The organism is Micromonospora sp. NPDC049523 (assembly GCF_040676775.1).
Taxonomy (GTDB): domain Bacteria; phylum Actinomycetota; class Actinomycetes; order Mycobacteriales; family Micromonosporaceae; genus Micromonospora_G.
The window spans coordinates 108781-121572 of sequence record NZ_JBFAPP010000020.1; the positions used below are offsets into that span (position 1 = coordinate 108781).

The 12792-nt window shown below is 71.6% G+C and carries 11 protein-coding genes; 2 read left to right on the top strand and 9 right to left on the bottom strand.

The annotated features are described in order from the left end of the window. Positions 1-73 precede the first annotated feature (73 nt). Both AB0J90_RS27090 and AB0J90_RS27095 read left to right on the top strand, forming a co-directional pair. On the top strand, positions 74-3610 hold the full coding sequence (locus AB0J90_RS27090) for a tetratricopeptide repeat protein (protein WP_363600469.1): 3537 nt from the start codon (positions 74-76) through the stop codon (positions 3608-3610). Beyond that, on the top strand, positions 3607-3969 hold the full coding sequence (locus tag AB0J90_RS27095) for a hypothetical protein (protein ID WP_363600471.1): 363 nt from the start codon (positions 3607-3609) through the stop codon (positions 3967-3969). Before AB0J90_RS27090 ends, AB0J90_RS27095 begins: the two co-directional genes overlap by 4 nt. A gap of 1 nt (position 3970) precedes the next feature. Here AB0J90_RS27095 and AB0J90_RS27100 read toward each other — a convergent pair whose 3' ends face one another. The 9 genes from AB0J90_RS27100 to modA all read right to left on the bottom strand — a co-directional run bounded on the left by AB0J90_RS27100 (position 3971) and on the right by modA (position 12670). Further along, positions 3971-5095, bottom strand: coding sequence for a serine hydrolase domain-containing protein (locus tag AB0J90_RS27100; protein WP_363600473.1), 1125 nt, complete (start codon positions 5093-5095; stop codon positions 3971-3973). A gap of 63 nt (positions 5096-5158) precedes the next feature. After that, the gene (locus AB0J90_RS27105) at positions 5159-5518 is read right to left on the bottom strand and encodes a MerR family transcriptional regulator (RefSeq protein WP_363600475.1); all 360 of its coding nucleotides are present in this window, start codon (positions 5516-5518) and stop codon (positions 5159-5161) included. 123 nt (positions 5519-5641) lie between these two features. Continuing rightward, entirely contained in the window at positions 5642-7807 is a 2166-nt protein-coding gene (locus AB0J90_RS27110) for an MMPL family transporter (RefSeq protein ID WP_363600477.1), read from the bottom strand. Position 7808: 1 nt separating this feature from the next. After that, positions 7809-8363 carry a TetR/AcrR family transcriptional regulator gene (locus tag AB0J90_RS27115; protein WP_363600479.1) on the bottom strand — a complete coding sequence of 185 codons (555 nt, stop codon included), beginning with the start codon at positions 8361-8363 and terminating at the stop codon, positions 7809-7811. Positions 8364-8489: 126 nt separating this feature from the next. Continuing rightward, positions 8490-9155 (bottom strand): isochorismatase family cysteine hydrolase, encoded by a 666-nt coding sequence (locus AB0J90_RS27120; RefSeq protein WP_363600481.1) that lies wholly within the window; start codon positions 9153-9155, stop codon positions 8490-8492. A 121-nt stretch (positions 9156-9276) separates the two neighbouring features. Beyond that, positions 9277-9852 (bottom strand): molybdopterin-dependent oxidoreductase, encoded by a 576-nt coding sequence (locus AB0J90_RS27125; protein ID WP_363600483.1) that lies wholly within the window; start codon positions 9850-9852, stop codon positions 9277-9279. 40 nt (positions 9853-9892) lie between these two features. Continuing rightward, positions 9893-11017 carry an ABC transporter ATP-binding protein gene (locus AB0J90_RS27130; RefSeq protein ID WP_363600485.1) on the bottom strand — a complete coding sequence of 375 codons (1125 nt, stop codon included), beginning with the start codon at positions 11015-11017 and terminating at the stop codon, positions 9893-9895. After that, on the bottom strand, positions 11014-11841 hold the full coding sequence (locus tag AB0J90_RS27135; RefSeq protein WP_363600564.1) for an ABC transporter permease: 828 nt from the start codon (positions 11839-11841) through the stop codon (positions 11014-11016). Before AB0J90_RS27135 ends, AB0J90_RS27130 begins: the two co-directional genes overlap by 4 nt. Before the next feature lie 28 nt (positions 11842-11869). Further along, on the bottom strand, positions 11870-12670 hold the full coding sequence (modA, locus tag AB0J90_RS27140) for a molybdate ABC transporter substrate-binding protein (protein WP_363600487.1): 801 nt from the start codon (positions 12668-12670) through the stop codon (positions 11870-11872). Positions 12671-12792: the final 122 nt, after the last annotated feature.

Below are 12792 nucleotides of genomic sequence, written 5' to 3' on the forward strand. Positions count from 1 at the left end.
GCACGCTCGCCGTCCTCGACAGGTGGAATCGGATTGCTAGCTTCGTAACGGGCACCTGGGCGAGGGAGAGCCGGTGACGGAGCGTCTGACGGTCGATATCGACATGGACGGGCAGGCCACCATCTCGTCGTCCGGTGACGCGGCCACCGTGACCCAGCGGCTGGTGTGGCCGCTGGAGGATGACGCGCTCGAGGAGCTGCGCTGGTATCTCGAGGACTACCTGCGCCTTCCCTACGGTGGCAACGCGGAGCGCGGTGCACGGGTGACCGAGGCCCTGGCCGGCTGGGGCGAGTTGCTGTTCGCGGCGTTGTTCGGCCCTGAGCCGGCGGGCGGGCTATACCGCCGCGTCCGCGCCGAGGATCTGCCGCTGGAGATCGTGGTGCAATCGGCGGACCCCCTGTGGCTCGGGCTGCCGTGGGAGCTGATGCGGGATCCGGCGCGTGATCGTGCGATGGCACTCGACGGGATCACGATCACCCGGCGTACCCCTGCCGCGGCCGACGCGGTGCCGTACGCCGGGGGCGGCCGGCGCCTGCGCGTCCTGATGGTGGTCTCCCGACCGCGCGGCGCCGACGACGTCGGTTTCCGCATGGTGTCCCGTCCGCTACTGGAGCAGCTCGACGCCGTACGCGGCGCGGTCGACCTGGTCGTCCTGCGCCCGCCGACCCTCGACCGGCTCCGCGAGGCGCTGGCCGAGGCGGCTACGGCCGGCGAGCCGTTCCAGATCGTCCACTTCGACGGGCACGGGGCCATGGTGCGGACGGACGGTGATCCTGCTTCGGCCGCCGTACAGGGTGTGCTCGTGTTCGAGCGCCCGGCCGGTGGGCCACACCGTGTCCCGGCCGAGGCGATCGGTCCGCTGCTCGCCGGGGCGGGCGTATCCGTCGTGGTGTTGAACGCCTGCCAGTCCGGTGCCCTCGGCACGCAGCTGGAGGCGACCGTCGCGACCCGCTTGGTGCGCGAGGGCGTGACGGCCGTCGTCGCGATGGCATATTCGGCGTACGCGGCGGCGATGGCCGAGTTCATGGCCGCGTTCTACGAACGCCTGTTCGCCGGCGACCGGGTCGCCGAGGCGGTCGACGCGGGCCGGCAGCGACTGTTCGCCCGGCCGGTGCGCCCCAGCCCGGCGGGATCGATGCCGCTGGCGGACTGGGTGGTGCCGGTGCACTACGCCCGCGCCGACGTGCGCTTCGAGGGGCTTCGGCGGACGACGGCCGCCCGGCCGGTCAGCGCGACCGGCGCCGAACCGCTGGACCCGGCGGAGGCGTTCGTCGGCCGGGACGTGCTGTTCCACACCCTGGAGATCGCGACGTGGCGGGACCGGGTGGTACTGCTGCACGGGACGGCCGGCGCTGGCAAGACCGAACTGGCCAAGGCGTACGGGCGTTGGTGGCGCGACACCGGCGCGGTCGGGGGCCCAGCGCAGGTGATCTGGTACGCCTTCGAGCCGGGCCGCCGTCCGTTCGACCTCTCCGGGGCAGTAGCGGCAATCGGCCGGCAGGTGGTCGGCGAGGACTTCGCCCAGCTCTCCCCGGAGGCACAGCGCAGGACCGTTGTCGACCTGTTGGGCAGTCGGCAGTTGCTGCTGATCTGGGACGCCCTCGATTCGGTCCATTCGGCACCGGAGCCGGCCGGGCCCGCGGGGCGGGGCGAACTGGGCGACCAGGTGTTGTTCCGGGTGTTCCTGTCGTTGGTGAAGAGGGGCTCCGGCGGGCTGATCATCACCAGTCGGTCGAAGGAGGCATGGCTCGGCGACATGGTGGAGCGCGTCCACGTCCCCCACCTCAACCAGGACGAGGCCGCCCGATACGCCGACCAGATCCTCGCGTCGTATCCGGGCGCGGCCGAGCGGCGAGCCTCACCGGATGTCGCCGGGCTGGTGGAGTGGCTCGACGGACACCCGCAGAGCATGCGGCTGGTTCTGCCGTCCCTGGTCACCGCCACGCCCGGCGAGCTGCTCGCCGGCCTGCGCGGGCGAGGTCCGGAGCTGGTCGAGCCACCCGCCGCCGTTCGCGACGGCTGTGGTCGGCTTTCGTCGGTGGCCCGACGGCTGCTGGTCGCGCTCAGCCTGTTCGACGGCGTGGCCGACGCCGACGTCCTGAAAATGTTCTCCGCGCTGGCCGAGACGCCGTCACGGCTGCGTGACGACACCGAGGCGCTGTGGGCCGGCATCCTCGCCGAGGCCGCCGAAGCCGGTCTGCTGGCCCCGCTCGGCGACGGTGTCTTCGGAATGCACCCGATGCTGCCGGCGTACCTCGCCGACCGGTGGCGGGCCGACAGCGGCGGGGTTTTCGAGGCCGAACGAGAGGAGGCGCGACGCAGTCTGCTGAACGCCTTCGCCCGCTTCGCCGAATGGATGCAGGGCGAGCTCGACGGTGGCGACGCGGACTTCGCGCTCGAACTGCTGCCACACCACCGACGCAACCTCGGTGCGATGCTCGACTACGCGGTCGACCTGCGGCTGTGGCGCCACGCGCTGGTGCTTGCCGGACCGCTCGGTGCCTTCCTGACCTCGCGGGGTCACGCCGCCGAGATCCGTGGCTGGTGCGTGCGTATCGGCGAAGCCATCGAGGCGGAGCGGGAGCCGCTGCCCGGGCTCGACCAGATCCGCTCGGTGTTGGCCCTGCTCGTGTGCGACTGGCGTGCCGACCATCTGACCGACGCCGCTGATGCGCATGCGCTGGAGCGGGACTATCGTCGTGTGCTCGACGCCCACCCGGACCAGCCGCGTTCCGAACTGGAGGCGGCGACGATCGGGGCGGCGTACCACGGACTGAGCCAGACCACCCGGCAGCAGGGCCGCCTCGACGAGGCCGAGCGGTGGTGTCGCCGGGCGGTGGACATCTGCCGGGTGTACGGGTTCCAGCGGGATCTGGCCGTCGCGTACCACACCCTCGGGATGATCGCGGTCGACCGGGGCGACCTGGACGAGGCCGACTCCTGGTACGGCATGACGATCGACATCCGGGAAGGCGAGGATGACGCCGCGCGACTCGCCACTGCACTCCACGAGTCCGGCATAGTCGCGCAACGCCAGGGCCGGCTCGCGGAGGCGGAGAGCCGCTACCTGCGCGCGTTCACCATCAACAACGACCGCGGGGACCGGAGGCTGGCCGCCGGCAACCTCCACCAGCTCGGCAACGTCGCCGGCCTGCGCGGCGACTGGGACAGGGCGGAGAAGTGGTACGGCGAGAGCCTGGCGCTGGCCGAGCGGTTCGACGACCGGCAGGGCATCGCGGACTCGTACCTCGGCTTCGGCAACGTCGCGCTCGCGGCCGGCCGGCTGCGGGACGCGGCCGACTGGTTCCACCGGGCGCTCCAGCTCAACCAGCGGCACGGAAACCGCAGCGGTGTCGCGTCGGCGTACGGTGCGCTCGCCTCGCTGGCCGAGCGTCAGGACGAGCCGACAGAGGCGCTACGCTGGATCATCCGGACGTTGCCGCAGCTCGACACGTTCCCCGACCCGGGGTCCGGCCAACTGCCACAGCACCTGGTCAGGCTGGCCCGACAGGTCGGCATGACACCGCTCGAACGGCACTGGCGGGAGCTGACCGGTTCACCACTGCCCGACGAGGTGCGGGCGTACCTGACCGAGGAGTTGGGGCCATGACGCAGGAAGCCCGGACCATCGCGCGTACGGTCGCCAAGCGCCTCGCCGCCGCCCATGGCCCCGACCTCCCGGCCGAGGTCGAGCTCGCGATCGCCGCAGGCGGCCAACCGGTGGATCGCGACCGGTACGCCGACCCGGTCGCGATCGGCCAGCTGGTCGTCGCCGCGGCCACCCTCGGCTGGACGGTCTACCTCGGCCTGCGCCGGGACAACCCCAAACCAACGTCCGACCTGGTACGCCGCACCATCCGAGCACGCCTGCACGAGCAACTCGACGTCGACGGCGGCGTACGCGAGCGCGTCGTCGACGTCGTCATCGAAGAAACCACCCACGCCGCCGGACTCGACGCCCCGGAGTGAATCAGGCGCCCACGGCCCGGTAGGCGGCGGTGACGTACTCCTGCGCGCGGTCGGATCCGAGGATGCCGCCGCCCATCCTGTTCATCACGTAGCTGATGGTCATACGCCGGTCCAGGTCCACGATCGCCATCGAGCCGCCCCAACCACCCCAGTAGCCGATCCGGCCGGCCGGCACCCACGGCAGCGTCCGCGGGTCGCTCAGCGCGAAACCGAGCCCCCACCGCAGGTACAGCCCGTTGACCAGGTCGGTGCCGGCGGTCTGCTCGGCGAGGATCAGCTCGGCGGTGCGCTCGGTGAGCAGGCGTACGCCGTCGACCGTCCCACCCAGGCTCAGCGCGGACAGGATGCGGGCGACCGAGCGGGCGTTGCCGTGGCCGTTGGCGGCGCCGATCTCGGCCGCCCGCCAGCCAGCCGTGTTGGCGTCCCCGGCCGCCACGGCCGGGCCGGTGAAGGTGCGGTACGCCGGGCTGTCCGTGCCGAACGCCGCCGGGTCGAACGGTGCGGGCGGCGGCGGGACGACGTCCGCGACGCGGTGCAGATCCCGGTCGGCGACCCCGAGTTGGAAGTCGGCGCCGAGTGGGCCGGTGACCTCCTCCGCGACGAACTGGCGCAGCGTCCGGCCGGTCACCCGGTGGACCAGCGCACCGAGCAGGTGTCCCTGGCTGAACAGGTGGTAACCCGACGCGGTGCCCGGCTCCCACCAGGGCGCCTGGGCGGCCATCCGGTCGGCGGCGGCCGGCGCGTCGTACAGGTCTTCGAGCCGGCTCGGCGCGTCCAGGCCCGAGACGCCCGAGGCGTGCGCCAGCAGGTGACGCACCTTGACTCCGCCCTTGCCATTCGCACCGAACTCGGGCCAGTACCTGGCCACCGGTGCGTCGAGCTCCAACTGGCCGCGGTCGACGAGGATGAGGACCGCCACCGCGACGACCTGTTTGGTGATCGACCACACATTGGTGATGGTGTCGGCTTCCCAGGGCCGGGTACGGGCCTCGTCCCGATATCCGCCCCACACGTCGACGACCGTCTCGCCGTCGATGTCGATCGTGATCGACCCGCCGAGTTCCGCGCCGGAGCCCAGGTTCCGCTCCAGTGCGGCGCGGACCTCGGCGAACTGCTCCGTGTTCATGGTGGTGTTCTCCTCTTCCGATTGCGGGAAGAGAAGCGTCCACCCCTCACATCAGTGAGAAGGTCAAGTGGCGGCGATCACGTCGATGAACTCGAGGATCGCGGTACGCCGGGCGGTCAGGTCGTCGATCCGGGTGCCCAGCGAGGCGGCCTCGTGGCGCAGCGCGGCCAGAAATGCCGCGTCGACGCTGTCGAGCGTGGTCGGATCCGGGCCGCGCAGGCAGGGCAGCAGGTCCCGGATCATCCGGGTCGGCAGTCCGGCGGCGAGCAGAGCGCGGATCTGGGTGACGCGTTCCACCCCTAGGTCGCAGTAGACCCGGTAACCGTTGACGTCGCGGCCAGGCGTGATCAGGTCCTGCTCCTCGTAGTAGCGGAGCAGTCGCTGCGGGACCCCCGTCCGGGCGGTCATCTCGCCGATCTTCATCTTCCGATGATGCCTCGCCGATCGGGAGGTCGGGTGAGCGGCCGGGGCAGCGGGGACGGCCTGTCGGCGTACGTCCTCGCTGCCCCGGTCCGCGTTGTGCCAGGTGCTGCTGTGACGAGTGGGTCAGACGTGCACGGTCTCCCGCTGCGGTTCGGCGGTGAGCTGCTTGCGCAGGCCCTCGCCCTCGATGTCGACGTTCGGCAGGGCCTTGTTCAGCCAGGCCGGCAGCCACCAGGCGGCGTGGCCGAGCAGCGAGATGACCGCGGGCACGATCGTCATCCGGACGACGAAGGCGTCGATGGCGACGCCGAGTGCCAGCGCGAAGCCCATGCTCTTGATGACCGGGTCCTCGACCAGGATGAAGCCCGCGAACACCGAGGTCATGATGAGGGCGGCGGCGGTCACGACGCGGGCGCCGTGGCCCATGCCGTTGATGGTGGCCTGGCGCGGGGTGTCTCCGTGTACGAAGTCTTCGCGCATCCGGGAGACCAGGAAGACCTCGTAGTCCATGGCGAGGCCGAACAGGATGCCGATGAGCAGGATCGGCAGGAAGCTGACCAGCGGCCCCGGGGTGTCGACACCGAGCAGACCGGCCAGGTGCCCCTCCTGGAACACGGCGACGGTGATGCCGAAGGTGGCGCCGACGGTGAGCAGGAAGCCCAGCGCCGCCTTGATCGGCACCAGGATCGAGCGGAACACCAGCATGAGCAGCAGCACCGAGAGGCCGACGACGAGGAGCAGGTACCAGGGCATGGCGTCGGAGAGCTTCTCGGAGACGTCGATGCCGATGGCGGTCTGGCCGGTGAGGGCGATGTCGGCGCCGTCGACCGTACGGGCCTTCTCCCGGACCTCGTGCACCAGTGTCTCGGTGGCCGCCTCGGTCGGACCGGTGCTGGGGATGACTGCGAGCAGGGCGGTCCTCTGATCCTGGCTGAGGTTCGGCGGCGCGACCGCGATCAGGTTCTTCGTACCCTGCAGCGCGGTGGTGACCTGCTGCGCCGCGGTCGCGGTGGAGGCAGGGCTGTCGCTCGACACGACCAGGATCAGGCGGCCGTTGAAGCCGGCACCGAAGCCCTCCTTGGTGAGGTCGGCGGCGTCGCGGGCCGGGGTGCCGACCGGCGCCGCGGTCGCGTCGGGCAGACCCAGGCGCATGTCGGCCGCGGGCAGCGCGAGGGCGCCGAGGCCGAGGATCGCCACCAGGATCACGGGTACGCGCAGCTTGATCACGAGCCGTGCCCAACGGAACCCGAAGCCCTCGGTGTACGCCGCGGCGTTGCCGGCGCGGCGCTGGGTGCGGGAGAGCACCTTGCGACCGGCGAAGCCGAGCAGAGCGGGCAGCAGGGTGATCGCGACCAGGACGGCGACCGCGACGGTGCCGGCGGCAGCGAGGCCCATCGCGGTGAGGAACGGGATGCGGACCACGGCCAGGCCGGCGAGGGCGATGACCACGGTGACGCCGGCGAAGACCACAGCCGAGCCTGCGGTGCCGACGGCGCGACCGGCCGCCTCGTCGGGCTCGTGGCCCTCCAGCAGGTTCTGCCGGTAGCGGGAGCCGATGAACAGCGCGTAGTCGATGCCGACGGCCAGGCCCAGCATCAGGGCGAGGACCGGGGCGGTGCTGGTCAGCGACACGACCCCGCTGAGCGCGTACAGGCCGGCCATGCCGGCGCCGACACCGATCAGCGCGGTCAGCATGGTCATGCCGGCGGCGACGAGCGAGCCGAACGTGACGAGCAGGACAACCAGCGCGACGACAACGCCCAGACCTTCCGTGCTGCCGATCTCCGGCTGGCTGGACATCACCTCGCCGCCGTGCTCCACGCGCAGTCCGGCGGCCTTCGCGGCGGCGCCGCTCTGCTCGTACGCGGTGCGCTGCGCCTCGGTGACGCTGTCGGCCCGCTCGGTGAACTGCACCTGGATCAGCCCGTAGCGCCCGTCGGCCGAGATCGACCTCGCGTCGAACGGGCTCACCGCACCGACCACGCCGGACAGTTTTCCGGCCTCGGTGACCAGGTCGTCGACGGCGGCACGGTAGTCGGTCAGCTGCCGCCCTTCCGGTGCGGCCAGCACGATTGCCCCGGTGGCGCCGGACGCGGCCGGGAACTCGCGGGCGAGTGCGTCGAGTGCGCGTTGCGACTCGGTGCCGGGGATGGAGATCTTGTCGGACGTCTCACCCATGAACGCGGCAGCCGAGCCGCCCAGCGCGGCGAGCACGACGAGCCAGAGCACGACGACGAGCCTGCGGCGCCGGAACGATGCCCGGCCGAGCCGGTAGAGGATGGTTGCCATGTCAACTTTCTTGTCGAGGTCGGGGTTGGGATGGAAGCAGCCGCTCGGCCACCGTGGTGAGTGCTTTTCGGAGGTCGATGCCGCCGGAGTCGGCGTGTTCGATGACGACGGTGCAGATCCCGCTGAGGACGACCCGCGCCGCGATGTCGTCGACCGGGTCGGCGGAGTGGCCGGCGAACGCGCGTACCAGGCGTTCGGCCACCGCGTCGATGCCGGGGAACCGGGGGATCTCGGTGAGCTGGAGGCTGTCGTAGACGAGGGTGACCTGCGGGCGGTACCGGAGCACCAGGTCGACGAAGCCGTCGACGGCCGCCGTTCGGGCGTCTTCGCCGACGAGCGCGGCAAGCCGGTCGTCGAGGGCCAGCAACTCCTGGACGGCGGGTTCGACGAGCGCGACGAGCAGCGCGTCCTTGCTGGCGAAGTGGTAGAGCAGGGTTGCCTTCGAGCAGCCCACGGCCACCGCGATGTCGTGCAAGGAGGTGCCCTTGAAGCCCGCTCGCGAGAACAGCCGCGCGGCCTCGGCGAGGATGTCCTCCCGGGTGTGGTTGCGCGTCACCGTTCGATCACCTCCGCCCGCCAGTATGCCTGACCGATCGGTCAGGCAATAGCGAGGGTAACCTGCCGTGACCTCTCGGGCATCTCGGCGGACCGCTCAGACGCGCTGGCGGGCGCAGCCCGTTCCCTAGTGGACGGCGGGCAGTGCGGCGGTGATCTCGTCGCTGGTCAGGAGTTGTACGCCGATCCCAGCGACCTCCCGGAAACCGTGGAGGCTCGCCTGGGAGACGGCATCGGTGGCCAGGACGATCCGGTAGTCGCGTTCGCTGGCCTCGATGATGCTGGCGCGGGGACAGTTGGGCAGGTTGCAGCCGGCGAAGACGATCGTGTCGACAGCCAGGTCGTCGAGCAGGGCCGCCAGCGGTGTGCGGTAGAACGCACCCCATCGTGGCTTGAAGATCACGTACTCGGTGGGGTTCAGTTCCTGGGGTTTGCCGCCGAGCAGTCGGACGTGGTCGAGTTGCGGTGCACCCGTGGGTAGCAGGCCGGGAGCGAGTTGGCTGCCGGGTGATCCGGGTGCGACGATCCGCGCGCCGTCGGCGAGCAGCGTACGCCGGGCCAGGTCGGCGTCCGTGCCGTCGGGCTGGTAGAGGCGCACGATGTGCACGATCGGCCGCTGGGCGGCGCGGAAGGCATCGGTGACCCGGCGCAGGTTCGGCACGATCTCGGTGGTGCCGGCCAGGCCGTACGGGCTGCCGGACAGGAAGTCCACCTGCATGTCGATGGTGACCAGCGCCGCCGACTCCCAGTGCGGCACCAGATGCGGGTCGGGGCTCTGCCCGGCGTGGGTCACGGAATCCTCCTGCTCTCGGCGTTGGCCCAGGATCGCCGAACCGGTCTCGCCGGTTCGGCGGAGGGCGGTCGGGTCCTGTCCCGTGGAACCCGGGGAGTCCCCGACCGCCGACGAGCGGGGGTTACCGGCGGGGTGCGCTCAGGTGGAGGCTGACCAGGCTGGAGACGTACCGTCCGCCGTGCTTGTCGCCGGGCACGACCACCCGCGGCCGTCCGTCGGCGGCGGGTTGTCCGTCCTCGGTGATGGCGACGAGTACGGTCTTGCCCTCGAAGTCGGGGTCGATCTCGCCCCAGGCGAAGGCGGCCTGATACCGGTCGCTGCCGGTGGCGGTGACGACATGCCGGAGCTTGTGGTTCTTGATCTGGGCGTCGAAGCGCGGCTGGGCCCGGTCGAGCACGTCCAGCAGGAGCGGCCCGGTGTACGTGTGGGTCTGGCTGCCGGATCCGCTCTGGTACGTCAATGTGATCGTCTGCTGCGGCAGTCGGGCGAGGTCGGCATGGGTGAGCTGCAGCCGACGGGCCACCGCCCCGTCGACGCGTACCGCCCGACGGTGGTCCACGGTCACACCCGCGGTTTCGGCGCCGACCGAGGTGGTGCTCGGGGCGGCGTGGGCGGCGGCGCCACCGAGGGCGACGACGGTGGTCAGGGCGATGGCCAGGCCGATGATCCGGCGGCTGCGCGGAACGGTCGTGAACATGGCGACTCCTCTGGTCGGGCCGGGCGGTTGGGCTATCCGGTCACGGGGCGCTCGCGGGGTAGACGCGGGTTTCGGTCGCCTTGACCGCCGCCCAGACGCCCTGGCCGGGTACGAGATGAAGCTGGGCCGCGGCGAGTGGGGTGATGTCGGCGGCCACCCCGATCGGGCCGTCGAGTTGGATGCGCAGGTTGTCGCCGTGGCGCTGGATGCCGGTGATGGTGGCCGGCCAGGTGTTGCGCGGGCTGCCGTCGGGACGGCTCGGGTGCAGCGCGACGGCCGACGGCGGGAAGGCGACGAAGACCTCCCCGTCGTGCCGGTCGGCGATGGCCAGCGGGAAGGTGTCGCCGACCAGGACGGTGTGCCCGTCGGCGTGGCCCCGGTAGAGGTTGAGTCCGACGAGGCGGGCGACGTAGTCCGTACGCGGCCGGGCGGTGATGGTGGCGGCGTCGCCGTCCTGCACCATCCGGCCGTCCTCGACGATGATCAGCCGGTCGGCGAGCACCAGGGCGTCGAGCGGATCGTGGGTGACCAGCAGCGTCGCCCCGGCATGCTCGGCGAGGTGCCGTTGCAGCTCGGCGCGCGTGTCCAGCCGGGTACGGGCGTCCAGCGCGGCGAGCGGTTCGTCGAGCAGCAGCAGTGCCGGGTCGACCGCGAGCGCGCGGGCGAGCGCCACCCGTTGGGCCTGTCCGCCGGAGAGCTGCCGGGGCTTGCGTCGGGCGTGTTCGGCCAGGCCCATCCGGTCGAGCCAGCCGGCGGCCTGCTCCCGTGCCCGGCGACGGTCGACCCCGTGCCGGCGGGGTCCGAACGCGACGTTGTCCAGCGCACTCAGGTGTGGGAAGAGCAGGTAGTCCTGGAAGACCACGCCGATCGGGCGGCGTTCGGTGGGCAGCCAGACCCGGCGGTCGGGCCGGTCGAGGTCCCGGCCGGCGAGCGTGACGTGCCCGGCGGTGAGCGGTGCCAGGCCGGCGAGCGTACGCAGGGCGGTGGTCTTGCCGGCGCCGTTGGGGCCGAGTAGGGCGACCACCTCGCCGGGCTTCACCCGCAGGTGCAGATCGAGGCGGAAGGTGCCCCGGTCGACGACAAGATGGGCGTCGAGCACCGGCTCGGCGGTGGTGGTCGCGGGATCGGCCGCGGCTGTCGGGCTGGCGGGACCGGGCGTGGTCATGGGCTGGTGATCCAGCGGTCGCGGAGGCTGGCCAGGATCGTCACCGAGACGGTGAGCAGGATCAGGCTGAGCACGATCGCCGATTGCAGGTCGGTCTCCAGGGCGAGGTAGACGGCCAGCGGCATGGTCTGGGTGCGGCCGGGGAAGTTGCCGGCGAAGGTGATCGTGGCACCGAACTCACCGAGCGCGCGGGCCCAGCAGAGCACCGCTCCGGCGGCGATGCCGGGGGCGACGAGGGGGAGCGTGACGTGGGTGAAGGTGGTCCACCGGCCGGCACCGAGGGTGGCGGCGGCCTCCTCGTACCGGGTGTCCGCGCCGCGTAACGCGCCCTCGACGGCGATGATCAGGAACGGCATGGCGACGAACGCCTCGGCGAGCACGACGCCGGTGGTGGTGAACGGCAGGGTGATGCCGAACGTGGAGTCGAGCCAGCCGCCGAGCAGACCCTTGCGGCCGAAGACGAGCAGCAGCGCCACCCCGCCGACGACGGGTGGCAGGACCAGCGGCACGGTGACGAGCGCGCGTACGACGCGGCGGCCGGGGAACTCGATCCTCGCCAGCAGCCAGGCCAGGGGCACCCCGAAGGCGAGGCAGAGCAGGGTGGCGAGGGTCGCGGTCTGCAACGACAGCCGCAGCGCGGTCAGCACGCCGGGTTCGGCCAGTCGCTGCGGCAGGGTGGTCCACGGCGTACGGACCAGGAGCCCGATCAGGGGCAGGACCAGGAACAGCAGCCCGAGGGCGGCGGGCACGAGCAGTGCGACCGGGATCCGTCCCGTACGCCTGCGCCGGGGTGGCGGCGCGGCCAGCGATGGCCGCGCCGCCACGTCGGGTTCTTCGACGAGGGGCACCGGGCTATGGTGCCTGGAAGCCGGCCTGGGTGAGCACGGACTTACCCGCGTCCGACAGCACGTACGCGACGAACGCCGCCGCGCCGGTCTTGTTCGGTGCGCTCTTCAGCACACTGATCGGGTAGTCGTTGATCGCACCCGCCGACTCGGGGAACTCGATTCCGTCCACGTCGGCGGTGGAGGCCTTCGCGTCGGTCCGGTAGACCAGGGCGGCGTCGACCTCGCCGAGCTTCACCTTCGACAACGCACCCTTGACGTCCTGTTCCAGGGTGACCGGGGTCAGTTTCACACCGGCGGCGTCGAGTGCCTTCTTCGCCGCCGCACCGCACGGCACCTGCTCGGCGCAGAGGGCGACCTTCGCGTCCGGCTTGGTCAGGTCGGTCAGCCCGGTGACCCCGTTGGGGTTGCCCTTCGGCACGGCGATGACGAGCTGGTTCTTCACGAAGGTGGTGGGGGTGCCGTCGCCGTTGCCCGCGTCGGTGACGGTCTTCATGTTCGCCGGGGCGGCGGAGGCGAACACGTCCGCCGGGGCGCCCTGGTTGATCTGGGTGGCGAGGGCGGAGCTGCCGGCGAAGCTGAAGGTGACCTTCGCGCCGGGATTCGCGGCCTCGAAGTCCTTGCCGATGGTGGTGAACGACTCGGTAAGCGACGCGGCCGCGAACACGGTGATCGTGCCGGTGACGCCGGAACTGCTGCTGCTCGGTTGCGGGCTGGCGGTGTCTGCGTCCTCGCCGCAGCCGGTGAGACCCAACGCGGCCAGGGCGGTGAGCGCGGCCAGGGCGGTACGGAACCGTCGTGCTCTCACGAGCTGGTCCTCCCTCTACTACCGGCGGTCAGGTGGGCTTCTCCACCATGACCGTGGTGGATGTGACGACTGCGATTGCTACCGATCCGACGTCCGGGCGCGAGTTCGTCGACGGCGGCCTC